This window comes from Micromonospora sp. NPDC049257 (genome assembly GCF_040678915.1).
Lineage (GTDB): Bacteria > Actinomycetota > Actinomycetes > Mycobacteriales > Micromonosporaceae > Micromonospora > Micromonospora antibiotica.
Map to the genome: position 1 here is coordinate 280,617 of NZ_JBFAQU010000002.1, position 24,943 is coordinate 305,559.

At 73.5% G+C, this 24,943-nt stretch carries 20 protein-coding genes; 9 read left to right on the forward strand and 11 right to left on the reverse strand.

Features of this window, described 5'->3' with window-relative positions:
- Positions 1–123: 123 nt before the first annotated feature.
- The 5 genes from AB0K25_RS05205 to AB0K25_RS05225 form a co-directional block, all read right to left on the reverse strand.
- A complete protein-coding gene (locus AB0K25_RS05205) occupies positions 124–774 on the reverse strand; it encodes a DUF2203 family protein (RefSeq protein WP_308290860.1) in 651 nt (216 codons plus the stop codon).
- Between the two features lie 12 nt (positions 775–786).
- Complete coding sequence (gene proC / locus AB0K25_RS05210; protein ID WP_219464000.1) at positions 787–1,605, reverse strand: pyrroline-5-carboxylate reductase; 819 nt, start codon at positions 1,603–1,605, stop codon at positions 787–789.
- A 78-nt stretch (positions 1,606–1,683) separates the two neighbouring features.
- The gene (locus AB0K25_RS05215; protein WP_219464001.1) at positions 1,684–2,712 is read right to left on the reverse strand and encodes a 6-phosphofructokinase; all 1,029 of its coding nucleotides are present in this window, start codon (positions 2,710–2,712) and stop codon (positions 1,684–1,686) included.
- Positions 2,713–2,890: 178 nt separating this feature from the next.
- Positions 2,891–3,394, reverse strand: a complete 504-nt coding sequence (locus tag AB0K25_RS05220; protein WP_363818554.1) for a pyridoxamine 5'-phosphate oxidase family protein — start codon at positions 3,392–3,394, stop codon at positions 2,891–2,893.
- A gap of 147 nt (positions 3,395–3,541) precedes the next feature.
- The gene (locus AB0K25_RS05225) at positions 3,542–4,045 is read right to left on the reverse strand and encodes a polyadenylate-specific 3'-exoribonuclease AS (RefSeq protein ID WP_208568690.1); all 504 of its coding nucleotides are present in this window, start codon (positions 4,043–4,045) and stop codon (positions 3,542–3,544) included.
- Between the two features lie 319 nt (positions 4,046–4,364).
- Here AB0K25_RS05225 and AB0K25_RS05230 point away from each other — a divergent pair, with 319 nt between their 5' ends.
- From AB0K25_RS05230 to AB0K25_RS05245, 4 genes are all read left to right on the forward strand, one after another.
- The gene (locus tag AB0K25_RS05230) at positions 4,365–5,057 is read left to right on the forward strand and encodes a Crp/Fnr family transcriptional regulator (RefSeq protein ID WP_208568691.1); all 693 of its coding nucleotides are present in this window, start codon (positions 4,365–4,367) and stop codon (positions 5,055–5,057) included.
- A 533-nt stretch (positions 5,058–5,590) separates the two neighbouring features.
- The gene (locus AB0K25_RS05235) at positions 5,591–9,256 is read left to right on the forward strand and encodes an adenylate/guanylate cyclase domain-containing protein (protein WP_357535744.1); all 3,666 of its coding nucleotides are present in this window, start codon (positions 5,591–5,593) and stop codon (positions 9,254–9,256) included.
- A 542-nt stretch (positions 9,257–9,798) separates the two neighbouring features.
- Positions 9,799–10,641, forward strand: a complete 843-nt coding sequence (locus tag AB0K25_RS05240) for a DUF308 domain-containing protein (protein ID WP_219464004.1) — start codon at positions 9,799–9,801, stop codon at positions 10,639–10,641.
- Between the two features lie 195 nt (positions 10,642–10,836).
- Positions 10,837–12,255, forward strand: coding sequence for a trehalose-6-phosphate synthase (locus AB0K25_RS05245; RefSeq protein WP_219464005.1), 1,419 nt, complete (start codon positions 10,837–10,839; stop codon positions 12,253–12,255).
- A gap of 70 nt (positions 12,256–12,325) precedes the next feature.
- Here the strand turns inward: AB0K25_RS05245 and AB0K25_RS05250 are convergent, their stop codons facing one another.
- The 6 genes from AB0K25_RS05250 to AB0K25_RS05275 form a co-directional block, all read right to left on the reverse strand.
- Complete coding sequence (locus tag AB0K25_RS05250; RefSeq protein WP_357535344.1) at positions 12,326–13,153, reverse strand: alpha/beta fold hydrolase; 828 nt, start codon at positions 13,151–13,153, stop codon at positions 12,326–12,328.
- Complete coding sequence (locus AB0K25_RS05255) at positions 13,150–14,556, reverse strand: NAD(P)-binding domain-containing protein (protein ID WP_208568695.1); 1,407 nt, start codon at positions 14,554–14,556, stop codon at positions 13,150–13,152. Before AB0K25_RS05255 ends, AB0K25_RS05250 begins: the two co-directional genes overlap by 4 nt.
- Positions 14,557–14,712: 156 nt before the next feature.
- Positions 14,713–15,399, reverse strand: coding sequence for an endonuclease/exonuclease/phosphatase family protein (locus AB0K25_RS05260; protein ID WP_208568809.1), 687 nt, complete (start codon positions 15,397–15,399; stop codon positions 14,713–14,715).
- A 143-nt stretch (positions 15,400–15,542) separates the two neighbouring features.
- The gene (locus tag AB0K25_RS05265; RefSeq protein WP_208568696.1) at positions 15,543–16,490 is read right to left on the reverse strand and encodes an ROK family glucokinase; all 948 of its coding nucleotides are present in this window, start codon (positions 16,488–16,490) and stop codon (positions 15,543–15,545) included.
- A 73-nt stretch (positions 16,491–16,563) separates the two neighbouring features.
- Positions 16,564–17,247, reverse strand: a complete 684-nt coding sequence (locus tag AB0K25_RS05270) for a hypothetical protein (RefSeq protein ID WP_357535346.1) — start codon at positions 17,245–17,247, stop codon at positions 16,564–16,566.
- 37 nt (positions 17,248–17,284) lie between these two features.
- Entirely contained in the window at positions 17,285–17,737 is a 453-nt protein-coding gene (locus AB0K25_RS05275; RefSeq protein ID WP_208568698.1) for an SRPBCC family protein, read from the reverse strand.
- A gap of 235 nt (positions 17,738–17,972) precedes the next feature.
- Between AB0K25_RS05275 and AB0K25_RS05280 the strand changes: the two genes are divergently transcribed.
- From AB0K25_RS05280 to AB0K25_RS05300, 5 genes are all read left to right on the forward strand, one after another.
- Positions 17,973–19,772, forward strand: coding sequence for a long-chain fatty acid--CoA ligase (locus tag AB0K25_RS05280; RefSeq protein ID WP_357535348.1), 1,800 nt, complete (start codon positions 17,973–17,975; stop codon positions 19,770–19,772).
- Between the two features lie 14 nt (positions 19,773–19,786).
- A complete protein-coding gene (locus tag AB0K25_RS05285; protein ID WP_357535350.1) occupies positions 19,787–21,478 on the forward strand; it encodes a GAF domain-containing sensor histidine kinase in 1,692 nt (563 codons plus the stop codon).
- 7 nt (positions 21,479–21,485) lie between these two features.
- Positions 21,486–22,154: a response regulator transcription factor gene (locus tag AB0K25_RS05290; protein WP_007072219.1), complete on the forward strand. Its 669-nt coding sequence runs from the start codon at positions 21,486–21,488 to the stop codon at positions 22,152–22,154.
- Between the two features lie 204 nt (positions 22,155–22,358).
- Positions 22,359–23,168 (forward strand): SAM-dependent methyltransferase, encoded by an 810-nt coding sequence (locus AB0K25_RS05295; protein WP_357535352.1) that lies wholly within the window; start codon positions 22,359–22,361, stop codon positions 23,166–23,168.
- On the forward strand, positions 23,161–24,921 hold the full coding sequence (locus AB0K25_RS05300) for a bifunctional diguanylate cyclase/phosphodiesterase (RefSeq protein WP_363818563.1): 1,761 nt from the start codon (positions 23,161–23,163) through the stop codon (positions 24,919–24,921). The genes AB0K25_RS05295 and AB0K25_RS05300 overlap by 8 nt, the downstream gene beginning before the upstream one ends.
- Positions 24,922–24,943 lie beyond the last annotated feature (22 nt).

Here is a 24,943-nt window from a genome sequence, read left to right on the forward strand (position 1 = left end):
ATCTTGGAGTTCTGGTGCCGATTTCGCGGTGATACACCCCTTTTGCAACCCACCACAACTCCATGATCGACGCGGAGGGGTGGGGCGCGGGGGTGGGGAGGGGCGGAGGGTGGGGGTGGGGGGTTAGCGGATGGGGCGGCGGCCGGCGAAGCCGCACTCGACGCGGTGGAACCAGCGGACGTCGGGGTCACCCTCCAGCCAGCACCAGAGCACCGCCCGGCCCTCGTGTTCGCCGGGGAAGTCGAGCAGCACCGGGGCGATCCCCTTGACCTGGATGTCGTGCGAGTTCAGCTCCTCCAGCACGCCGTGCAGCCGGGCCTCCAGGGCCTTGACCTCGGCCCGGCCGCCCAGCGCCGACATCCCCGGGCCGGCCAGGTCGGCCCGCAGCTCGGCCAGGTCGGCCCGGATGCCGATCAGCTCGTCGATGCGGGGATGCAGGGTGGCGACCAGGTACCGCGCCTGGGCGAGAGTGAACACGGGGCCAGTATGGGGCACCCGGGTGATCCGCACCGACCCGTCCGCCGGCTTCAGTCGGCCCGGAGGCGTCCGAACCGACCCGTCGACGTCCGAAGCGCTCGGCAGGCGTGCCGACATGCCGGAGCCGAGGTGGAAGGTCCAGTTGTCCCAGCCGCCGTTGGCGACCGGTTCGACCGGCAGTTCGGCCCAGTGCGGAAACTGGGTGGCGACGAGGCGGCGCACCTGCGCCACGTCGACGACGACCCGTTCGGGTGGCGGACCGAGATCCGGAATGCCGTCGGCCCCCGCCCCTGACACGGCGAGCCCGGGTCAGTCGGCCTGGGCGGCGAGTTCGCGGGCGCGGTCGCGGGCGGCTTCCAGCGCCGCCAGCAGCGCCGCGCGTACCCCGTGTTTCTCCAGCTCGCGGACGGCGGAGATGGTGGTGCCGGCCGGCGAGGTGACCGCCTCGCGGAGCTTGACCGGGTGTTCGCCGGAGTCGCGCAGCATCACGGCCGAACCGATCGCGGTCTGCACGATCAGCTCGTGCGCCACCTGCCGGGGCAGGCCGAGCAGGATGCCGGCGTCGATCATGGCTTCGACCAGCAGGTAGAAGTAGGCCGGGCCGGAGCCGGAGAGGGCGGTGACCGCGTCCTGCTGCGACTCGGGCACCCGCAGGGTCGCCCCGAGCGGGGCGAACATCTCCTCGGCCAGGGCCAGGTGTTCGCCGGTGGCGTGGGCGCCGGCCGAGATGGCGCTCATCGCCTGGTCGACCAGGGCCGGGGTGTTGGTCATCACCCGGACCACCGGGGTGCCCTCGGGCAGCCGGCGGCTGAAGAAGCTGGTGGGCAGCCCGGCGCAGAGCGAGACGACCAGCTTGTCGGCCGGCACCTTGGGGCCGATCTCGTCCAGCAGGACCCCTGCGTCCTGGGGTTTCACCGCGATCGCCAGCACCGCCGCCTCGGTCACGGCGGTCAGGTTGTCGACCACCCGTACGCCGTACCGGGTGGCCAGTTCCTCGGCCCGGACGGGTCGGCGGGCGGTCGCCAGCAGGCGCTGCGCCGGCCAGCCGGACCGCAACAGCCCGGAGAGCACCAGCTCGCCGATCTTTCCCGCCCCGATCACCGCGACGGTGTGTCTCGCCGACCCCATGTCACCCTTCCGTCCCGCTCGTCCGGTCCCGTGCCCCTTCCCCTCCGGCGCTGCGGAGGGGAAGGGGATGGGCTGCGATCAGCTGCCGAAGAAGACCTCGGCCTCGTCGTAGCGCTCGACCGGGACGGTCTTCAGCTCGCGGGTGGCCTCGGCCAGCGGCACCCGGACGATGTCCGTGCTCTGCATCGCGACCATCTTGCCCCAGTCACCCTCGTGCGCGGCGTCGATGGCCTGGAGGCCGAGCCGGGTGGCGAGCACCCGGTCGAACGCGGTCGGGGTGCCGCCGCGCTGGATGTGCCCGAGCACGACGGTGCGGGCCTCCTTGCCGGTCTTGGCCTCCAGCTGCTCGGCCAGCCACTGGCCGATGCCACCCAGCCGGACGTGCCCGAAGGCGTCCAGCTCCTGGTTGTGCAGGACCATCTGGCCGTCCAGCGGCTGGGCGCCCTCGGCGACCACGACGATCGGGGCGTACTGGTGCTGGAAGCGCTTCTCGACGTAGCCGGCGACCTGGTCGACGTCGAACTTGCGCTCCGGCAGCAGGATCACGTTGGCGCCGCCGGCGAGGCCGGCGTGCAGGGCGATCCAGCCGGCGTGCCGGCCCATCACCTCGACGACGAGGGTGCGGTGGTGGCTCTCCGCGGTGGTGTGCAGCCGGTCGATCGCCTCCATGGCGATGTTGACGGCGGTGTCGAAGCCGAAGGTGTAGTCGGTGGCACCCAGGTCGTTGTCGATCGTCTTCGGTACGCCGACCACGTTGACGCCCAGCTCGTGCAGCTTGGTGGCGACGCCCAGGGTGTCCTCGCCGCCGATCGCGATCAGCGCGTCCACGCCCTGCCCGGCGAGGTTCTCCTTGATCCGCTCCACGCCGTTCTCGATCTTGAACGGGTTGGTGCGGGACGAGCCGAGGATGGTGCCGCCGCGCGGGAGGATGCCCCGCACCTCAGGAATGCCGAGCGGCTTGGACAGGCCCTCCAGCGGACCCTTCCACCCGTCCCGGAAACCCACGAACTCGTGACCGTAAGTAGCGACGCCCTTACGGACCACCGCTCGAATGACCGCGTTGAGACCTGGGCAGTCGCCGCCGCCGGTGAGCACGCCGATACGCATGATCTGCTCATCCTCCTGGAACGTCAGGTGAAGCCCGGATAAGCCCCAGGATATGTGTCCGCTCAGACCATCGGCGTCGTTGCCGGCCCGGGGCGGGCCGTCAGTGCGCACTGTAGTCGGCTCAGCTGCACGCCGACACCGCGCCCCGGCCGGTCCCGCCCACCCCGGCGGCTACCGGTCAGTAGCTGACCTCGTGGTTCTCCCCCGCCTCCGGCGGCCTCCCGGTGACCGCCGCCCTGGCGAACCCGAGCAGGTTGACCACCGTGCCACCCGGGGAGTCCCAGTACTCGGCCGAGCTGGCGTGCACCTTGAGCAGGGTCAGCCCGGGGGTGTCCAGCCCGTCGGGGAACCAGGCCTTGAACAGCGGGTTCCACAGCTGCTCGGCCCGCGCCCGGTCGTACGCCTCCTGGGCGGTGCCGGCGATCGACACCCAGGCGTGGTGGCGCTGGTCGGAGAAGGCGACGTTGACCTCCGGGTTGACCCGGATCTGACGCACCTTGGCGGAGTCGGTGTAGGCGAAGAACCACAGGTCGCCGTCGAACTCGGCCGCCTGGAGCGCCATCGGCCGGCTGAGCATCCGACCGTCCACGCCGATCGTGGTCAACATGCAGATCCGGGCGTCCCGGATCAGCTCGGTCACCCGCCGCCGGGCGTCGGTGATGGTGGTCGCGTCGTCGGCCATGGCGCACTCCCTCGGATCGGCTCGCCCGGACCCGGTGCCCCCGACGGGACCAGCCAAACCTGCTGATCGTCACGGGCTGTCATCAGCCACCCGGCCAGCCAGGGAGCGGCCGGGCCGCCGGCCGGACCCGACGGGCCGGGCCGGGGCTCAGACCGGACGGGCCGTCATCGCCCGCCAGCGGGCCAGGTTGTGCCGGGCGTCGACCAGCGCGTCGTGCCGGTCGGCCGCCGCGTCCGGCAACCGGGGACGACCGACGTCGTCCCAGAGCTGCCGCAGCTCCTTGGTGAACCGGGGGATCTCCCGGGGCAGCGCCGGCATCGCCCCCCAGAGCTGGGCCAGCACCACATGGTCGTACGCGGCGTACCAGGCCCACAGCTCCAGCTGCTCGTTCGGCCGGTCGCGGACCGGCTCCAGCAGGAACTCGTGCAGGTCGTCGCGGATGCGGGCCCGGGAGCGCCAGGCCCGGTCGGCCGGCGACGGGAGCTTGTCCAGCACGTTACGGCGGACCCAGGGCACGGCGCGGGAGTCGTCGAACTCGGTGGAGACCGCGTAGAACTCGCGGCCGTACTCGTCGACGACACCGATCGACACGAGGTCGACGCTGCGGCCGTCCTCGATGAATTCGCAGTCGTAGAAATAGCGGTAGACCATCGCCGTCCATCCTCGCCCACCGCCGGTGACCGCCGACGGGCGGGGCGGCACCGGAGCGGCCGGGTGGGCGGTGCCGGAGCGGCGGGTGGGCGGTGCCGGAGCGGCCGGGTGGGGCTCCAGGGCCGCACCCTCGCCGTCCGCCGCAGCTCCGGAGTGTCACGGAAAGGTTTACAGGGGTGTACAGCAAGCGACTGGGCCGTCATGATCTGATGTGTACCGCTACCGGACGCCGAACCGGTGTCAGTTCACCTCTGCAGGGGCCGTCAGGGTTCACCCGGTGAGCGAAATTTGTGGTCCTTGACCGGGGAGGGGTGGGGCGGTGGAGATGCGCCTACCGGAGCCGGGTGACGCCCTCACGGGGGTGGAGATGTTCGCCGGGTTGGAGCCCGAGGTGCGCCAGCGGGTGATCGCCGCAGCCGTGCCGCGCACCTACCGTAAGGGTCAGCTGCTCTTCGTCGAGAACGATCCCGGTGAGTCGCTGATCGTCCTGCGTCGGGGGGCGGTGGCGGTGTTCCGCACCGCGCCGACCGGAGAGCGTGCCGTGTTGTCGGTCATCCGACCACCGGACGTGCTGGGTGAGGTCTCCCTGCTGGACGCCTCCACCCGGTCCGCCTCGGCCGAGGCGATCGAGGACTGTGCGGCGCTCGCCCTGTCCCGTCCGGCCTTCATGGAACTGGTGCACTCCAACCCGCGCATCCTGGACGCGGTGATGCGGTCGCTGGGCGCGCTGATCCGGCGGCTCACCGAGCAGAACGCCGACCATGTCTTCCTCGACCTGCCCGGTCGGGTGGCCAAGACGCTGGTCCGGCTGGCCGGCGAGAGCCAGGCCCCGATGATCACCATCGAGCTGAACCAGAGCCAGCTGGCCGAGATGGCCGGTGGTTCCCGACAGAGCGTCAACCAGGCGATCGGCTCCTTCGCCAACCGGGGCTGGCTGCGTACCGAGGGGCGCCGGATCGTGGTCACCGACGTGGCGGCGCTGCGCCGACGCGCCGGCATGAACGACCGCTGACCGACGATCCCCGGCGGACGCCCGCATCCAGGCGACGGCGGCGGGTTTCCTGGCGGGGCCGGGGTACGTGACGGTGGCACCGACAGCGGCGTGGCCGGTGGACCTGGTCCGCCGGCCACGCCGGTCACTCACTTGCCGCTGTCGTCCGCGGGCGGGGCACCCGGTCCGGGTCCGATCTCGTCCGGCGGTGTGCCTGGTCCGGGCCCGATCTTCTGCGGCTTTGACGGCGAGGTCGTGGTCGTGCCAGTGTCCGAGGACGCCTTGCTGTCGGGATTCTCCACCATGCCCTGTTCCTCCATTCTGGCGAGAGTGACCGCGTCGACGTCGACCGTCTCCCCGGGAGACCGGACGGTACCGTTCGGGTCGGTCCAGTAGCCGGACAATCGCACCTGCACGGCACTCTCCTGACAGTGAGTTTTCCTCGTGAGGAACACTAGTGGCGGCCGACCAGCGGCAGGGTCCGCCCGCACGTCGGGTACCCGACTGGCCCGCCGCAGCGGGATAATGGGACCTCCTCACGTACGGAGTTCGTCATCGACCTCAAGTGTGGACACTGCTCCCGGGCGGCGGGACCGGACGACCGCTTCTGCGGCGGCTGCGGACAGGCGCTGTCGCTCGGCTGTGCCTCCTGCGGGCACGGCAACAACCCCGAGGCCAACTTCTGCACCAACTGCGGGCAGCCGCTGCGTGACCACGGGGTCACCGTGCAGGAGGACCGCCGCCAGGTCAGCGTGCTCTTCATCGACATCGTCGACTTCACCACGTACGCCGAGCGGGCCGACCCGGAGCAGGCGCGCAGCCTCCAGCAGGCGTACTTCGCCACCGTCCGCAAGCTGGTCCACCAGTACGGCGGGGTGGTCGAGAAGTACATCGGCGACGCGGTGATGGCGCTGTTCGGTGCCCCCGTCGCCACGGACAACGACGCGCTGCGCTGCGTACGGGCCGGTCTGGAGCTGCAACGCAACCTGGCCCGGCAGGCCGCCGGCCCGCACCCGCCGCTGGGTTTCCGGGTGGGTGTCGCCACCGGTGAGGCGCTGGTGGACCTGTCCGCCACCCGTGACGGCGGCCAGGCGTTCGTCACCGGCGACGTGGTGAACACCGCCTCCCGGTTGCAGGCGCTGGCGCCCACCGGCGGGGTGGTCGTCGACGAGAGCACCTGGGCGGCGACCCGACACGAGTTGGAGTACGTCGACCGGCCGGCCGTCACCCTGCGGGGGCGCTCGGCGGTGAGCCGGATCTGGCTCGCCGTACGGGCCCGGCCGCGCAGCGGGCCGCAGGCCGCCGAGCTGACCCCGATGGTCGACCGGGAGCACGAGCGCGGGCTGCTGGTCAGTGCCCTGCACCGCACCGTCAACGAGCGCACCTCCCAACTGGTGACCGTCTTCGGGCCGGCCGGGGTGGGCAAGAGCCGGTTGCTGCGCGAGTTGTCCCGGCACGCCGCCAACCTGCCCGGCCACCGGGTCACCTGGCTGGTCGGGCAGTGCCCGCCGTTCGGCGAGAACGTCACCTACGCTGCCCTGGCGGACATCGTCAAGGGGTGGCTGGGGGTGCCGGAGGGCGACGACCCGGAGCCGCTGCGCGACCGGCTGCGCCAACGGCTGGGCCAGCTCGGCGATCCGCACGCCACCCGGTTGGCCAACGCCCTGGGGCCGCTGCTCGGGGTCGCCGCCGGCACCCGGCTCAACTCGGGGGAGACCGAGGCGGCCTGGCGGCGGTTCCTGCTCACCCTGGCCGGGCAGGGGCCGACGGTGCTGGTGTTCGAGGACATGCACTGGGCCGACCAGGCGATGCTCACCTTCGTCGAGCAGCTCGGCGCGGCGGCCCGGGGCGTACCGCTGCTGGTGGTGGCGACCGCGCGGCCGGAGCTGCGGGAGCGGCAGCCGGCCTGGACGGGCACGATCAGCGGGGCGATGTCGATCTCGGTGCCGCCCATGCACGACGCGGACATCGACACCCTCTACTCGCTGCTGCTCGGGCAGGCCGCGCTGCCGGCGGCGGCCCGTGAGCCGCTGATCGAGTTCGCCGACGGCAATCCGCTCTACGCCCAGGAGTACGCCCGGATGCTGATGGACGGCGGGCTGCTGGAGCCGGCCGCCCGGTTCGCCCCGGCCGGCACCAGCGACATGCCACGCACCGTCCAGGCCGTCATCGCCAACCGGCTCGACCTGCTCGACCCGGCGGACCGGGCGGTGCTCCAGGCCGCCGCCGTGGTGGGGGTGCAGTTCTGGCCGGTGCCGGTGGCGACCGCGCTGGGGCGGACGGTGGAGTGGGTGGAGCGGGCGCTGGACCGGTTGCAGCGCCGGGACATGGTCTTCGAACTGCCCGCCTCCACCATGGCCGGTCAGCCGGAGTACCGGTTCCGGCACATCCTGGTCCGCGACGTGTGCTACCAGCGGCTGCCCCGGGCGGAACGGGTGCTGCGCCACCAGCGCACCGCCGACTGGCTCGCCCAGCTCACCGACGCCGGGCAGCAGGACCTGGCCGAGGTGCTGGCCAACCACCGCTGGACCGCCCACGAGATCGCCCGGACGGTCGGACTGGACCCGACCCCGTACGCGGTGGCGGCCCGGACGGCGCTGCACCAGGCCGCCCGCCGGGCGTACGAGCTGCACGCGTTGGAGAACGCCGCGACGTTGGTCGGGCGGGCCCTGGCCGTCGGCGGGGACCCCGACCCGGGGCTGGAGCTGTTCGCCGCCGAGCTGGCCTTCTTCCGGGACGGGGACGCCTTCCTCGTCGACGGGGGGACCGAGGTGCTGGCCGGGCTCACCGAGCGGTTGGCCGCCGTCGGGGACCGTGCCGGCGCGGCCCGCGCCTGGACCCGGCTCGCCACCGCCGCCTGGAGCCGGGCCGACCGGTCCGAGACGCTGCGTTGCCTGGACCGGGCCAACGCGATCTACGCGGAGTTGCCGGAGTCCGAGGAGAAGGCGGAGGCCCTGCTGGAGCTGGCCCGGGTCCGGATGCTCAACGCCGAGACCGATCAGGCCTGCGTGGCGGCCCGCGCGGCGGTCGAGCTGGCCGAGCGGCTGCTGCTGCCCGAGGTACGCGCCAACGCGCGGATCACCCTGGCGGTGGCCCGGTACATGGCCGGCGAGCAGCAGGCGTACGCGGAGCTGGCCGAGGTCGCCGAGCAGTGCCGGGTGGACCGGTTGGCCAGCCGACGCCGGGCGGTGCACAACCTGGCCTGGGCGGCGCAGGAGGAGGGTGACCTGGCCCGGTCGGCCGAACTGGTCGACGAGCAGCGCACGCTGGACCCGGGTGGCGGGCACAGCCTCGCGACCAGTTTCGCCGACAAGTGGGCCCGGGCGTACTACGCCGGCGACTGGGTGGCGGCGCTGGAGCTGGGCACCGAGTCGACCCGGCTGCCGACCGCCGAGTGGGACCTGCACATCGTCGCGATCTCGGGGTGGATGCGCGCCCTGCGCGCCGACGACCCACCCGCCCACCCGACGACCCAACCACCGGCTCGTCCGCCGGCCGGCCAGCCGGCTCATCCGCTGGTGCCGATCCAGCCCGGCCCGGCCGACGAGGGGCCCCGGGCGTCGGCCCCGACCCGCCACACGCCGAGCGGTCCCGGGACGCCCGACCCGGAGGCACCCGACGCCGAGGCGGCCGGCCCGGGGTCGGGCGACGCCGGGGCGGACGATCACGATCTGGTGTCCCGGGCCCTGGTCGCGGCGCGGCGCAGCGGTTTCCACCGGGTGTTGCAGTCGACGCTGGCGCACGCCGCGCTCTGCCGGGCGGTCCGGGGCCGCCGGGACGAGGCGATGCGGCTGCTGGTGGAGTTGGACGAGGACTGGGGCCGGACCCGGATGATCCCGTTCGCCGAGTGGGTGCCGGCGGTCGGTCACGTCGCCGCGGTGCTCGGCCCGCAGGCCGCCCGGCTGGTGCACGACATGCTCGACCGGTCCCCCCGGATGACCCCCTGGGCGGAGGCCGCCGGGCAGGTCGCCGACGCCACCCTGGCGCTGGCCGACGGGGACGCCGAGCGGTCCGCCCGGCTGTTCCGCACGGCGGCGCAGAGCTACGCCCGGATGACCGACGCCACGGACCACGTGCTGACCACCGCGCTGTCGGTGCGGGCGCTGGCCGTCGCCGACCCCGCCCAGGCGGCGGCCACCATCGACCGGGTACGCGACTTCGCCGATCGCAACGACGTGCCCGGTCTGCTCCGGCTCGCCACTGCGGCCCCCGCGACCTGACCCCGCCCACCACCCGCCCGGGCCAGGCCGACCCGGGCCAGGACGGGCCAGGCACCTTGATCAACTTGCTCGGACCGCTCGCGGTACGGGGATACCCGGTGAAGTATTCCGTTTCGCGCCGGATGTGAGTTCTTGCAGACACTGCCCCGGAACGGGCCGGTGGAGAGTGGTCGGATCCGCCGCCGACGCGGGGCACCGGACCGCCGACGGGCAGGTCGACGGCGCCTCCCCCGGCAGCGGATGGTCCCGCCCCGCGCGGCGCAACGGCGCCCAGTTGCACTACCAGCCGGTACGGCCACGGTTCGCGGCCTCCACCCGGGCCCGGACTCCGGGTCCAGAGAGTCCGGGCAGCTCGGCCAGGGCGGCCGGACGATCGTCCACGACGGTGACCGACGGGGAGGCGGCCGGCCCGGAGCCGACGAACCACGAGCGGCACGCCACAACGCACTCCCGGAACGGGGTGCCGACGTGTCACGATTCAGAGCACGGCGTGCGGGGCGCCGACACGACCGCACCGGGAGGTGCGCGGAGGAGGATGTCCGGTGTCAGCGGGTGGTGCCCGCCGGGGACGGCGGGACAACGGGCTCGACGCGAGCGAGTACGCCGTCGCGGGCGACGTCGATCCGCGCGTCGGCGAGCACCTGCTCGACGTGCTCGCCGCGGGCGGGATCGCCGCCTACCTCCAGCCCTCCGCCGACCTGAACCCGATCACCCGGACCACCACCGTGCCGTCCCGGCCGGTCGACCGGCTCTACGTGGACCGCTCGCACCTGACCACCGCCCGGGACTACCTCACCCAGCTCGCCGACGAGGCGACGCCGGAGCCGGCCCGGGCCGAGCCGGACGTCGACGCCGAGTGGGAACGCCTGGTCGCCGCCTTCCACACCGCCCCGGCCGCCGGCAGTCATCCCTGGCCGGCCGCCGAGGACGTCGACGACGAGCCGACCGACCCGACCACCCGGGCCGGTGGATCGACGACCCGGGCCGACGAGCCGACCGGCCCGACCGCCACCGACGTGCGGCGGCTGCCGTACGCGGCTGACATCTCCGGCATCTCGGTGACCCCCCGGGGCCGCCAGGACGAGCCGTCGCTGCTGGACGGCCTGGACACCTTCGGGGCGGACCTGCCGGACGATCCGGAGGAGGGGTACACCCCGCCGCCACCCCCGCCGCTGCCCCGGATCTCGAAGTACGCGGTGGTCGGCGTGCTGGGGATCGTGCTCGGTTTCGTCCTGTTCCTCAATCCGTCGTTGCTGCCGGTGGACGCCTCGGTGGTGACCCTGCTCGGTTTCACCGGCATCCTCGCCGGGTTCGTCACGTTGATCTGGCGACTGCGCCCCGGTGACGAGGACGACCACGACCCCGACGACGGCGCGGTCGTCTGAGTCCCCACCCCCTGCACATCACCGCCCCCGCCGTCGACCTTCGCCCGCATCCCGGGACACCGCCGCCCCCACGCCGGGCGTAACAGTGGTGTAACTTACGGTCAGTAGGAATACCGCTGTAGGTCACTTCGCCCACCGACTGCCCGGTTGTTCCTTGCTCGCGTGGTCGGTCCCCTGCCGATCGGAATGCCCGAGATGCGACAGAGTTCCCTGGTGGTGGTCGCCAACCGGCTCCCCATCGACGACAGCGTGGCGCCCGACGGCGCCTGCGAGTGGCGCCGCAGCCCCGGTGGGCTGGTGAGCGCGCTGCACCCACTGCTCCGACAGACCCCGGCCACCTGGGTGGGCTGGGCCGGCGGCACCGGGCCGGCGCCCGTGCTGCCCGACGTGGACGGCGTGCACATGCAGACCGTCCCGCTCAGCGCCGACGACCTGCGCGACCACTACGAGGGCTTCGCCAACGCGACCCTCTGGCCGCTCTACCACGACGCCGTCGAGCAACCCGAATACCACCGCCGCTGGTGGGAGGCGTACCAGCGGGTCAACCAGCGGTTCGCCGAGGCGACCGCCGAGGTGGCCGACCCGGGCGCGGTGGTCTGGGTGCAGGACTACCACCTGCAACTGGTCCCCGGCCTGCTCCGCGAGCTACGGCCCGACCTGCGGATCGGCTTCTTCCTACACGTGCCGTTCCCACCGCCGGAGCTGTTCATGCAGCTGCCCCGCCGGGCGGAGCTGCTACGTGGGATGCTCGGTGCCGACCTGATCGGTTTCCAGCGGGCCCAGGCGGCACACAACTTCGCCCAGCTGGCCAGCAAGGTCCTCGGGCTGCCCGCCACCGACCGGCGGATCGGCGTGCAGGACCGGGTGGTGCGGATCGGGGCGTACCCGGTCTCGATCGACACCGCCGAGATGGCGGCGCTGGCCGGCCGACCGGACGTCACCGCGCGGGCCCGCCGCCTGCGGCACGACCTGGGCGACCCGGAGCGGGTCATCCTCAGCCTCGACCGGATGGACTACACCAAGGGCATCGAGCAGCGGCTGAAGGCCTACAGCGAGCTGCTCGCCAGCGGTGACGTCAAGGTCCGCGACACGGTGCTGGTGCAGGTCGCCATGCCGAGCCGGGAACGTGTCGGCCAGTACCAGATCCTGCGCGAACGGATCGAACGCGAGGTCGGCCGGATCAACGGCGAGTTCGGCCGGGTCGGCGAGCCGGCCATCCACTACCTCACCCAGCCCTTCGACCGGGCCGAGCTGGCGGCGCTCTACCGGGTCGCCGACGTCATGGCGGTCACCCCGCTGCGCGACGGGATGAACCTCGTCGCCAAGGAGTACGTGGCCGCCCGGGTCGACGACACGGGTGCGTTGCTGCTCAGCGAGTTCGCCGGAGCGGCGGCCGAGCTGGACCAGGCGTACCTGGTCAATCCGCACGACCTGGAGGGGCTCAAGCAGGGGCTGTTGTCGGCGTTGCGGGCCGGGCCGGACGACGTCGGCGACCGGATGCGGGCGATGCGCGACCACCTGCACCGGCACGACATCCGGGCCTGGGCCCGCTCCTACCTCAGCGCCCTGGACGACACCGGCTCCCTGCTCACCCGGCTCAGCAGCACCGGCTGACCCGCCGCCGGCCCGGCTACCCCGCCCGGCGGGGTGGCCGGTGTCCGCCGAGCCGGCGACGGGGCGACGGTCAGCGGCGGCCCGGCTCCTTGACCAGCCAGTCCAGGAGGGCGTCCAGCGGCTCCTGCCACCGGGTGTCCAGCATCAGGTCGTGGCCCATGCCGGGGAAGAGCAGCGGGGCCGCGCCGTACCTGCCGGCCGCCCGGGTCAGGGCGGCCGGCGGGACGACCCGGTCGTCCGGGCTGCCCAGCACCAGCACGGGTGGGTGGCCCACCGCCGGCTCGGCCGGTCGGCCGGCGAGCAGCTGCCACTGGGCCCGCCGGTCGGCCCGCCCCAGCCGGGCCAGGTGCCGCCGGGCGTCCGCGTCGGGCAGTTCCCGGCCGAACAGCTGCCGGCGGTGCAGCCGCAGCGCCCCGCCGAACAGGGCGGGCAGCGTGCCGACCGGGTTGGCCCGCAGCGCCGCGAGGGCCGTGGCCGGGCCGCCGAGCACCGGCGCGACCAGCACCGCGGCCCGGGCCGGATACCGCGCCAACGCGTGCGACACCACCAACGCCCCGGCGCCGTGCCCCACCAGCACCGCCTGCCGTGGCAGCTCCGCCGCCGCCTGGACCACATCATGGGTGTACGCCCGCAGCGTCGCCCCCGGCGCAGGTTCGCTGCCGCCGTGCCCGCGCAGGCTCACCGCGTACGCGGGAAAACCGCGCGACGCGGCGTGCTCCAGCCAGTGCTCGGCGAACGCCCAGGCCCCGTGCCCGAACCCCGGGACGAACAGCAGCGGCGGGCGTCCCTCGTCCAGCTCGGGCACGGCGCTGAGCACCTCCCGGCGGGCCGGACGGACCGGGTGCGCCCACTCCCGGCCCCGCAGGATCCGTACCCGCTCCTCGGTCGTCCCGCTCACTTGCCCTCCAAGTCGTCGAGGGCGCGCTGCACCGCGCGCAGGTAGTCGACGTGGCCCACCTCGAACCAGTGCCGGCTGCTGTCCTTGACCCTCCCGGCGTACCGCTCCCCCGCGCCGGCCGCCACCCGGGACGCGAACGCGGCGGCCCGCTGCGGCCGGTCCCGACGCAACCGCAGCGATCGGGCGAAGAGCACCGTCTGCCAGTGCGCCAGGGTGAACAGGCCCGAGTCGGGCTGCAACAGCCCGGCCACCGCCAGGGTCGGGTGGCCCGGCGGGAAGGCGTGCAGCCAGAGCCGGGGCCGGCCGGAGCCGTCGGCGTCGCCGAGGATCTGCGGGTCGAGGAACTCGAAGCGGGGCAGGTAACCGGTGGCGAAGACGACCAGCTCGGGGTCGATCTCCCGGCCGTCGGTGAGGCTCACCCCGCCGGGATGGAACCGGGCCACCTCCGGGACCGGGGTGATCTCGCCGTGGCCGACGTAGTAGACCAGTTGGCTGTTGGCGATCGGGTGCGTCTCGTAGACCCGGTGGTCGGGCTTCGGCAGCCCGAACCGGGTCAGGTCGCCGACGGTCAGCCGCAGGGTCCGGTGGTAGAGCCACTGCCGCAGCCGCAGCGGCACCCGCCACGACAGCAGCGCGTCGTTGACCTGGTCGGCGGGGCGGCCGAGGACGTACTTGGGGGCGTACCAGTAGCCGCGGCGGGTGGAGTGCCAGCAGCGGGACGCCTGCTGGGCGGCCTCGACGGCCAGGTCACAGCCGGTGTTTCCGGCCCCGACCACCAGCACCCGCTTGCCGCGCAGCTGGGCGGGGTCCTTGTAGGACGAGGCGTGCATGACCTCGCCCCGGAACTCCTCCAGCCCCTCGTAGCGGGGCAGCTTCGGTGACCAGTTGTGCCCGTTGGCGACCAGCACGGCGGCGTACCGGGAGGTGCGTTCGGGGCCGTACCCGCCGGTGCTGCGGGTGGTGACGTCCCACCGGTCACCGTCGACCGGCTCCACCCGGACCACCTCGGTGCCGAACCAGATGTGCCGGCGCAGGTCGAAGTGGTCAGCGTACCGCTCGAAGTAGGACAGCACCTGACCGTGGTGCGGGTAGTCCGGCCAGGAGTCCGGCATGGGGAAGTCGGGGAACTGGGTGAACGGCCGCGACGAGATGAGGTGGGTGCTGGCGTACACCGGGCTGCGGTCGTGCCGCCAGTTCCAGGCACCGCCGACGCCGGTTTCCCGTTCGTAGCAGTCGACACCGAAGCCGTGTTCGGTGAGGTTCTTGACGGCGGTGAGGCCGCTGGCCCCGGCCCCGATCACGCAGACCGTGTCGCCCCGGTCGGAGACCGGCCGGCCGTCCCGGCTCGGGGCGGGCGTCGTGGTCTCCGGATCGGGCCGGCCGTGCTCGGTGGAGGAGGGCACCGGAAATCTCCTTTGATGCGGCCAGGTACGCCGGTTCGACGGGCATCCTCCCCGTACCCGCATCCCGTTGTCCAGCCCGGCTCGCGGGGGCCCGGACCCGGCGACGGCTGCTCCCCGGTCGGCGGTGTCGGCCCGCCGGGGACGCCTGCCGGCCGGTCAGCCGGCGGCGGGCAGCAGCAGGTCGACCAGGACCGGGAAGTGGTCGCTGGCCCGGCGGGTCGTCGGGGTGTCCACCACGTCGTAGCCGACGACCTCGACGCGTGGGTCGACGAAGAGGGCGTCGATGCGCCGGCGCGGGTTGGTGCACGAGTAGGTGTGCCGGTCGGCCGCGTCGGCGGCGACCGCGGCGTCGACGAGTCCGCTCGCGACGGTGCCCCAGGCCGGGCCGTCCGGGCCCTCGTTGAGGTCGGCCCCGAAGACCACCGGCAGGTCGCTCGCGGCCAGTTCCCGCTTGAGCAGCGCGGCCTGGCCGGGGCGTTCGGCCGGGTCGGTGGCCAGGTGCGAGCCGGCCAGCAGGAACCGGGCCCCGCCGACCTGGCAGCGGGCGTACGCCGCGCCGCGCAGGTGCCGGCCGGGGGTGAGCGGGAACCGTTGGCAGTGCGTCCCGGTCACCCGGACCCGCAGGCTGGTCAGCAGCAGGTTGCCCAGCGAGGGCAGGCCACCGGCGGCCACCACCAGGCCGAACGAGTCGGCGAGGGTGGCGGACTTCTGCCGCCACCGGAACCGGCGCGGTGCCTCCTGCACGATCACCACGTCCGGGGCGGCCTCGCGGACCACGCTGGCCAGCGCCGCGGTGTCGTCGCGCTGGCTGTGGATGTTGTACGACACCACCCGCAGCGGCACCTGCCCGGCACCGGTCGGGGCGGCCCCGGCGGGGGCACCCGACCCGGAGGCCCCGGCGGCGGCGAGCCTGTCGGCGGTGGGGCTGGCGGCGGTAGGGCTGGCGGCGGTGGGGCCGGTGGCGGCCGGGTCCTGCGGTGCGGCGGTCACCGGCGGCGGGCCAGGTCGGCGGCGCCGATGACGCCGGCGGTGTTGCCCAGCTCGGCGGGGCGCACCTGCGCCACCGGGAGTCGGCTGCGCTGGGCCAGCGCGTCGGCGAAGGACCGCCGGGTCGGGCCGAGCAGCAGGTCACCGGCGTCCACCACGCCGCCGCCGACCACCAGCACCTGCGGGTCGAGGATCTGGGCCATGTCGGCGAGGCTGGTGCCGAGCCAGCGGCCGATCTGGGCGAACGCCTCGGCCGAGATCGGGTCGCCGGCCTGCGCGGCGGTGGTGACCATCGGCCCGGTGATCGCCTCGGCCTCACCACCGGCCAGCTCCAGCAGGGCGGTGGCCCGCTGCGGCTCCTGTCGGGCGCCGGCCCGGGCGAACCGGACCAGGGCGCTGCCGCTGGCGTACTGCTCGATGCAGCCGAGCCGGCCGCAGCCGCACTGGTGGCCGTCGGGGACGGTGAGCATGTGGCCCAGCTCGGCGGCGATGCCGTTGGCGCCACGGACCAGCTCACCGCCGAGCACGATGCCGCCGCCGACACCGGTGCCGATGGTGAACATGACCATGGAGTCGTCGGCGTCGCGGGCCGCGCCGTGCCGGAACTCGGCCCAGGCCGCCACGTTGCCGTCGTTCTCGACGATCACCGGCAGCCCGGTGGCGGTGCTGACGTAGTCGCGCAGCGGTTCGTCGCGCCAGGCCAGGTTGGGGGCGAAGAGGACGGTGGAGCGGGAGGCGTCGATCCAGCCGGCCGCGCCGATCCCCACCGCGTCCACCTGGTGGCCGGTGGACAGCTCGGTGACCAGCTCGATGATGACGTCGCGGGTCTTGCCGACGTCGTCCGCGGGGGTGTCCCGCCGGGCCTGCACGAGAACCCGGCCGGTGTCGTCCACGACACCGCCGGCCACCTTCGTGCCACCGACGTCGACTCCGATGGTCAGCGTCACCGCGGCCACTCCCCTCTGCTGTGCTGCCCGGCATCGACCGAAACAGGCCGTACGCTGCCGGGATGTCCGGTGGTCAGGCCCCGTCGCCTGGTGCGTCCCCGTCCGCGCCGGCCGGCGCGCGCGAGGCGGGCACCACGTGACCGTCGGCCGTGGGCCGGACCTGCTGGGCCGGCGCGGCCGGCCCGGCGTCGTCGACGGGCGGTGCGGCGACGGCCGGTGCGACCGCGTCCTCCGCCCGGGTGGCGGCGGACCAGACGTCCCGCTCCGGCGCCGACGCAGAATCATGCCCGGTACGGGTGGCCTCGCGCCACACATGATCGGCCTCGGAATCGGAAGGGCCGCCCCGACCTGTCGTCGCGCTGGCGTCACCGGGCGTCCCGTGGGATGCTTCCCCGCCTGCGGGCGGGGCGAACGCACGCATCATGCTGGCGATTCCGGCGGCCAGGTCCCCCGCGCCGGTGGCGAGCCGCTCGGCGAACTCGGGACTGGGATCGCGCAAGGCGGTGACAGCCCGGCAGATCGGACAGATGCAGCACTCGGGTGATCCGGTGGCGAAACCCTCCGCCCGGTGGGTGCCGGCGGTCGGCCGGGCCGCGCCGGCACTGTGACCGAGGACACCCGAGACGATCCCACCGAGCGGACCCCACGGTCCCGCCCCCGACCCGGTGCCGGCGGAGGCCAGCCGGGCCGTCGCGAGCAGCGTGGCGACCAGCCGTTCCGCTTCCTCCCGGGCCGAGCCCGGTTCCGTTGCGCCCATGGTCGGCTCCTCCGTCGTGTCGCCGGCCGTTGTGTCGCTACGCCGCACCGGGTGCTTCTACCCGGCGCTTGAGCTGCTTCAACGCCGTATCCATGATCATTTTCTCGGCTTTGCGGCGAAACATGCCGAGCATGCCCACCGACAGCTCGACCTCAAGCGTGTAGGTCACCGTGCAGGTGCCGTCCGGGTTGCCGACCAGGTCGTACGAGCCACGCTGGGTCTTCTGCATCTTCGAGGGTGCCACCAGGTGCCACTCGACGCGGGAGAGGTCCTCGGCGTACTCGTAGGCCAGCACGTACTCGTCGGCCATCACCCCGGCGTCGATGGTGAACCGGACCTGGCTGGCGTAGCCGTCCTCGTACTCCTCGACGACCTCGGCCCGACGCACCGCCTCGGTCCACCGGGGGTAACTCGCGAAGTCACAGATGACGGCCGCCACCCGGTCCGGTGACGCGCCGATGATGATCGACTGGGTGGAGGAGTCCGCCATGGGGGGAGGCTACCCGCCGCCTCCGCCGGCCGCCCCGCTCCACCCCCGAAGCCGGGTCCCGGGCCACCCCGCAGCGGGGCCGGGGGTGGCCCGCCGCGGGCTCCCGGGCCGTCCCCGACGGGGTCCGGGCCGGTGGGGCGGGCAACCTGCCTGGGGCGTTCGGGGGGCCGGCCGGGTAGGTTTCGACCATGCCGGCCAAGGTCGGCCCGGCCAGTGCGAGCACGAGGGAGTGCAGGTGCGCGAGTTCTCCGTTCCGCCGATCGTCAGCATCGGCGACGCGGCAAACCTGACCGACCCGGTCTGGGACAACGCCGAGGCGGCCCCGGACGCGGTGCAGTTCGTCCGGCCCGCCGCCGACGGCAGCGCCGGGATCGACGTCACCTGCCGGCAGTTCCGCGACGAGGTCGTGGCGGTCGCCCGGGGCCTGGCCGGCGCGGGGGTGGCCCCCGGTGACCGGGTCGCCCTGATGAGCCGCACCCGCTACGAGTGGACCCTGCTCGATTACGCCATCTGGGTGGCCGGCGCGGTCACCGTCCCGATCTACGAGACGTCCAGCGCCGAGCAGGCCGCCTGGATCCTCGCCGACTCCGGCGCGGTCGCCGTGGTGGTGGAGACCAACAGCCACGCCACCCTGGTCGCCGGGGTCCGCGACCGGCTGCCCGAGCTGCGCGACGTCTGGCAGATCGAGCTGGGTGGGGTGGACGAGATCGTCGCCGCCGGAGCGTCGGTCGACCCCGCCGAGATCGAGCGCCGCCGCACCTCGGTCCGCGCCGACGACGTCGCCACGATCATCTACACCAGCGGCACCACCGGCCGCCCCAAGGGCTGCGTGCTGACCCACCGCAACATGTACGCCGACATCGCCAATGCGGTGCCGGTGCTGCCGAACCTGTTCCGGCCGGGGGCCTCGACCCTGTTGTTCCTCCCCCTGGCACACGCCTTCGCCCGGCTCATCCAGATCGGGGTGGTGCAGGCCCGGGCCACGATGGCGCACTGCGCCGACACCCGGGACCTGGTCGCCCAGCTCCAGGAGTTCCGGCCGACGTTCGTGCTCTCGGTGCCACGGGTCTTCGAGAAGGTCTACAACGGCGCCCGGCAGAAGGCCCAGGCCGACGGCAAGGGCGCGATCTTCGACCGGGCGGAGAAGGTCGCCATCGCCTGGAGCGAGGCGCAGGAGACCCCGGGGGGTCCCGGGTTCGCGCTGCGCGCCCAGCACGCGGTCTTCGACCGGCTGGTCTACCGGAAGCTGCGGGCCGCCCTCGGTGGCCGGTGCCGGGACGCGATCTCCGGCGGTGCCCCGCTCGGCGCCCGGCTCGGGCACTTCTTCCGGGGCATCGGGGTGACCATCTGCGAGGGGTACGGCCTCACCGAGACCTCCCCAGCCGCCGCGGCCAACCTGCCCACCGGCACGAAGATCGGCACCGTCGGCCGGCCGCTGCCCGGCGTGACCATCCGGATCGCCGACGACGGCGAGATCCTGATCGCCGGTGACCTGATCTTCCAGGGCTACTGGAAGAACGAGTCGGCCACCGCCGAGGCGCTCGTCGACGGCTGGTTCCGCACCGGCGACCTGGGGCACCTCGACGACGACGGCTTCCTGCGCATCACCGGCCGCAAGAAGGAGATCATCGTGACGGCCGCCGGCAAGAACGTCGCCCCGGCCGTGCTGGAGGACCAGGTCCGGGCGCATCCGCTGGTCAGCCAGTGCGTGGTGGTCGGTGACCGGCAGCCGTTCATCGCCGCCCTGGTCACCGTCGACGAGGAGGCCCTGCCGAAGTGGCTGGCCGGGCACGGACTGCCCGAGGACACCCCGGTCGAACAGCTCGTGACGCACGACGGGCTGCGGGCCGAGATCCAGGGGGCGGTGGACACCGCCAACCTGGCCGTCTCCAAGGCCGAATCGATCAAGGTGTTCCGCATCCTGCCCCGCGACTTCACCGAGGCGACCGGCGAGCTGACCCCCTCACTCAAGGTCAAGCGGCAGGTCGTGCACAAGTCGTACGCGGCCGAGATCGCGGAGATCTACCAAGGCTGACTACGATCCGTCACGTGTCCGCCTCCACAGCTGTCCGCCCCCAGACGCGACCCGTCGCCGCCGCCGCGCGTGCGGTGATGCTCGCGCTGGTCGGCACACTGACCCTGATCGCCACCGGCGATCCCGCCCAGCTCTGGTGGATCGCCCTGTTGGCGGTCGCCGGGGCACCCGCCCTGCTGGCCCCCGAGCACCGGTTGATCGGTCCGTTGAGCCGGCTCGCCGAGGCGGTGGTGATCGGGCTGGCCGCCAGCCAGGTCGCCGTCTCCTCCACCCTCGGCTCGTCGGTCGGCGGGCTGGGCGCCTCGGCCGTACTGCCCTATCTGGCGGTGCCGGTGACGGTCACCGCGCTGCGCCGGCAGTTCCGTGAGGGGGCGGTGCTGCTCGGGGTCACCGCCGCCACCCTGGTGGTCGCCGGTGGTTTCACCGAGGTCGACGGCGGGCGGCAGTTGGGCCAGCCGGGCTACCTGGCGGTCTGCGCGCAGTGGTTGATCCTCGCCGGGCTCGGCCTCTACGCCGCCGGCACGCTGCACCAGGTGATGCGGGTCCGGGCCGAGGGCAAGCCCCAGCCGTACGCCGAGGCGACCCGGCTGCTGACCCAGCTGCGCACGGTCGCCCGGCAGCTGCCCGGGGCCACCCTCGATCCGGGCGGTATCTCCGAGCACCTGCTGGAGGAGCTGCGGACCGTCGCCCCCGTCAACCGGGGCGCGGTGCTGTCGGCCAGCGGCGGCGGGCGGCTGGTGGTGCTCGCCCAGATCGGCGTGGACCGGGTCGACTGGGAGACGACGCTGGACTCCGACTCGGCGATCGCCGACGCCTGGGCCAGTCAGCAGCCCCAGACCGCGGCCCGGTCGCAGGCCCGCTCGCACACCGGCGGGGACGTCTCGTCGCTGATCGTTCCGCTGGTCGCCGGGGTCCGCACGGTCGGCCTGGTGGTGCTGGAGGCGGACGCGGCACACGCGTACCCGCCGCCGGTGGTGTCCCGGGTGACCGCGCTGACCGGCCCGGCGGCGCTGCGGCTGGAGGCGGCGCTGCTCTTCGACGACGTGCGGTCGCTGGCCACCAACGAGGAGCGGCAGCGGCTGGCCCGGGAGATCCACGACGGGGTGGCGCAGGAGCTGGTGATGGTCGGTTACGGCATCGACAACGCGCTGGCCTACGTCGACGAGGACCCGAAGGAGACCGCCGAGGCGCTGCGCACCCTGCGCGGCGAGGTGACCCGGGTGATCACCGAGCTGCGGTTGAGCCTGTTCGAGCTGCGCAGCGAGGTGGACCGGCACGGCGGCCTGGCGGCGGCGATCGCCGAGTACGCCCGGACCGTGGGTTCGGCCGGCGGGCTGCGGGTGCACCTGTCGCTGGACGAGTCGACCGCCCGGCTGCCGGCCGCCACCGAGGCCGAGTTGCTGCGCATCGCGCAGGAGGCGGTGACCAACGCCCGCAAGCACGCCGGGGCGTCGAATCTCTGGGTCACCTGTGAAGTGGACCCCCCGTACGCGCAAATTGAAGTGTCGGATGACGGTCACGGCATCGGTGACCAGCGCACCGACGGTCACTACGGCCTTGCGATCATGGCGGAGAGGGCGGAACGTATCCGGGGCCGGTTGGAGATCAGTCCCCGGCAACCCAGTGGTACGACCGTGGCGGTGGTGGTGGGTTCGTCGCCCCGGCGCGATAACGTGCGTGGCAGCGCAGCAGCAGAAGTGGAGTAATTCGAGGATGACCACAAGCCCGACACCGGCCACCCGTACCAAGGTCCTCCTTGTCGACGATCACGACCTGATCCGCAAGGGGCTGCGGCACGCCTTCGAGCGCGACCGTCAGTTCGAGGTCGTCGGCGAGGCCGCCACGGCGGCGGAGGGCGTGCGCCAGGCCGGCGCGCTGCAACCGGACGTCGTGATCATGGATCTGCGGCTTCCCGACGGCAGCGGCCTGGAGGCCACCCGGGCGCTGCGCAAGTCCAGCGCGTCGATGGGCATCGTGGTGCTCACCATGTACGCCGGCGACGACCAGCTCTTCGGCGCGTTGGAGGCCGGGGCGAGCGCGTTCGTGCCGAAGACCGCGCCGGCCGACGAGGTGGTCGCCGCCGCCCGGCACGCCGCCTCCTCGCCCAGCGCGTTCACCGCGGCCGACCTGGCCGAGGCGATGAAGCGCCGGCTGGCCCCGTCCGGCCCGCAGCTCTCCCCCCGCGAGGGGCAGGTGCTGCGGCTGCTCGCCGACGGCATGAGCGTGGCCGGCATCGCCAAGCAGCTCTTCGTCAGCGAGTCCACCGCCAAGACCCACATCTCCAAGCTCTACGAGAAGCTGGGTGCGGCCAACCGGGCGCAGGCGTTGATGACCGCCCTGCGGTTGGGTCTGCTCGAGGCGCCGGACGCCCCGAAGTTCTGAGCGGGTCCCCACCCGCAGGCCGGCAGGCCCGGATCCCTCGTCGGACCGGGCCTGCCGGGCGATCCACAGGTTTCGATTGCACCCGGTGAGGGGATGATCGCGCACAGATCGCGGTCTTTGCACCTGGGCAACGGGCGGGCACAATACCCGGGTGAACCGCGCAGGCTACGACCCACGTGGTGATACTCGACAAAGGGGTTGGGGATGCAGCGACCGGACTGGGCACCCGACGACATCGACGTCGAACGCCCCAGCGTCGCCCGCATGTACGACTACTATCTCGGCGGCTCGCACAACTTCGCCGCCGACCGGGTCGCCGCCCGGGCGATGGTCGACGCGGTCCCCGACGCGCCGCTGATGGCCCAGGCCAACCGGGCGTTCCTGCGCCGGGTGGTGCAACATCTCATCGACGCCGGCATCCGGCAGTTCCTCGACATCGGCTCCGGCATCCCCACCGTCGGCAACGTGCACGAGATCGCCCAGCGGGCCGCCCCGGACGCCCGGGTGGTCTACGTCGACGTCGATCCGGTCGCCGTGGCGCACAGCCAGGAGATCCTCGCCGGCAACCGCAACGCCACCGTCGTCCGGGAGGACCTGCGCCGGCCGGAGGCGATCCTGCGGCACCCGGAGGTGACCCGCCTGATCGACTTCTCCCAGCCGGTGGCGGTGCTGGTCGTGGCGGTGCTGCACTTCATCCCGCACGCGGACCATCCGGAGGAAACCCTGCGGACGTTGCGCGCGGCGCTGGCCCCCGGCAGTCACCTGGTCCTCTCCCAGGCCGGCGAGGACGGTCGCCGCAGGGCGGAGCGGGTCGAGGCGGAACGGGTCTACCGGCGTACCGACAATCCGCTGTGCATCCGCAGCCGGGCCGAGCTGACCGCGTTCTTCGACGGTTTCACGCTCGTCGACCCCGGGGTGGTCTGGGTGCCGCAGTGGCGACCCGAGACACCGGAGAGCGCCGAGGACGCCGAACGGGCCGGCTTCCTGGGCGGCGTCGGGCGTCTCGATGGGTGAGCCGGTGACCCCTGGGGCGTCCTGCCCGGGCACCTTCGCCCGCGCCTGGGCCAAGGCGGTCTCCGGCACCAGCTACCTGCCGATGACCCAGGCCCAACTCGAGGAGCTGCTGCAACGGCTCACCCACCGGTTGGCCGCCGCGCTGCGGGCCGAGCCGTTCGACCCGCGTGTCGGCCACCAGGTGGGTGCCGAACTGGTGGCCGCGCACATCGCCTCGGCCGAGGGGTTGGGGCGTACCGTCGAGGTCATCCAGCTCCGTCTGCTGCGTGACCTCGGCCTCGTCGGCGACGACATCTCCGACCGGCTGGCCCGGCTGCTCGCCACCATCACCACCGGGTACGCCCGCGCGCTGCGCGACCGGACGCTCGACGAGCAGGAGTCGATCCGGCGGGCCGCGATGGTGGCCCGCGCGCAGGCCGAACGGGCGCTGCGCGACAGCGAGTCCCGGTTCCGCCACCAGGCCACCCATGACCCCCTCACCGACCTGCCCAACCGCACCCTGTTCACCGAACGGCTCGCCGCCGCCATCAACGCGCCGGGGCGGGGTGCCGACCGGGTCGGGGTCTGTTTCCTCGACCTCGACCGGTTCAAGGTGGTCAACGACTCGCTCGGGCACCAGCTCGGCGACGCGCTGCTGGTGCAGATGGCGCAACGGCTGCGTCGGGCGCTCGGCGAGCACCTGGTGGCCCGGCTGGGCGGCGACGAGTTCGTGATCCTGGTCGAGCGGACGGGCGGCACCGACGACGTGGTCAAGGCGGCCGAGGCGGCGCTGGCGGCGGTCAGCGAACCGGCCCTGGTCGACGGGCACGAGCTGAGCGTCACGGCCAGCGTCGGCATCGTGGAACGACCGGTCGCCGGCACCACGCCCGGCGAGTTGATGCGGGCCGCCGACAGCACCCTGCACTGGGCCAAGGCGGCCGGCGGTGCCCGGTGGGCGCTGTTCGACCCGGCCCGGCACCGCACCGAGCTGGCCCGGTACGCCCTGTCGGCGGCGATCCCCGCCGCCCTGGACCGGGGTGAGTTCTTCCTGGACTACCAGCCGCTGACGTCGCTGCGCGACGGCACCCTGCTCGGGGTGGAGGCGCTGGTCCGCTGGCGGCACCCCGAGCTGGGGGTGCTGCGCCCGGACAGCTTCATCGGGCTGGCCGAGGAGACCGGGCTGATCGTCCGGCTCGGCGGCTGGGTGCTCGCCGAGGCGTGCCGGGAGGCGGAGAGCTGGGGTGCCGACGGTGGGCCGGCGCCGTTCGTCAGCGTCAACCTCGCCGTCCGGCAGGTGAACCGCCCCGACCTGGTGCAGGAGGTACGCGGGCTGCTGGCCCAGACCGGCCTGCCACCGCAACGGCTCCAGCTGGAGATCACCGAGAGCACGATGATGAGCGCCGGCGCGGAGGACCCGGTCCGGGCCCTGCGGGCGCTCAACGACCTGGGCGTGCGGATCGCCATCGACGACTTCGGCACCGGTTACAGCAACCTGGCCTACCTGCGGGACCTGCCGGTGACCGAGCTGAAGATGGCCGGCGAGTTCGTGACCGGGCTGCGTGCCCCGCAGGTCGACCCGGCGAGCCGTACCGACGAACGGATCCTGGCCTCGCTGGTGTCGTTGGCCCACGCGTTGGACCTGACCGTCACCGCCGAGGGGGTGGAGACCGCCGACCAGGCCGACCTGCTGCGCGCCATCGGCTGCGACGCCGGCCAGGGCTGGCACTTCGGCCGGCCCGCACCCGCAGCCCGCATCCTCGAACAGATCCGCTGACCGGTCGGCCGGGTTACCGGCC

What these genes read in the sequence shown, in the direction of transcription:
- proC (WP_219464000.1), bottom strand. Translation starts at nt 1,605, where the DNA reads ATGGGGTCGGCGAGACACACCGTCGCGGTGATCGGGGCGGGAAAGATC.
- AB0K25_RS05215 (WP_219464001.1), bottom strand. Translation starts at nt 2,712, where the DNA reads ATGCGTATCGGCGTGCTCACCGGCGGCGGCGACTGCCCAGGTCTCAAC.
- AB0K25_RS05220 (WP_363818554.1), bottom strand. Translation starts at nt 3,394, where the DNA reads ATGGCCGACGACGCGACCACCATCACCGACGCCCGGCGGCGGGTGACC.
- AB0K25_RS05225 (WP_208568690.1), bottom strand. Translation starts at nt 4,045, where the DNA reads ATGGTCTACCGCTATTTCTACGACTGCGAATTCATCGAGGACGGCCGC.
- AB0K25_RS05245 (WP_219464005.1), top strand. Translation starts at nt 10,837, where the DNA reads ATGCGACAGAGTTCCCTGGTGGTGGTCGCCAACCGGCTCCCCATCGAC.
- AB0K25_RS05270 (WP_357535346.1), bottom strand. Translation starts at nt 17,247, where the DNA reads ATGGGCGCAACGGAACCGGGCTCGGCCCGGGAGGAAGCGGAACGGCTG.
- AB0K25_RS05275 (WP_208568698.1), bottom strand. Translation starts at nt 17,737, where the DNA reads ATGGCGGACTCCTCCACCCAGTCGATCATCATCGGCGCGTCACCGGAC.
- AB0K25_RS05290 (WP_007072219.1), top strand. Translation starts at nt 21,486, where the DNA reads ATGACCACAAGCCCGACACCGGCCACCCGTACCAAGGTCCTCCTTGTC.
- AB0K25_RS05295 (WP_357535352.1), top strand. Translation starts at nt 22,359, where the DNA reads ATGCAGCGACCGGACTGGGCACCCGACGACATCGACGTCGAACGCCCC.
- AB0K25_RS05300 (WP_363818563.1), top strand. Translation starts at nt 23,161, where the DNA reads ATGGGTGAGCCGGTGACCCCTGGGGCGTCCTGCCCGGGCACCTTCGCC.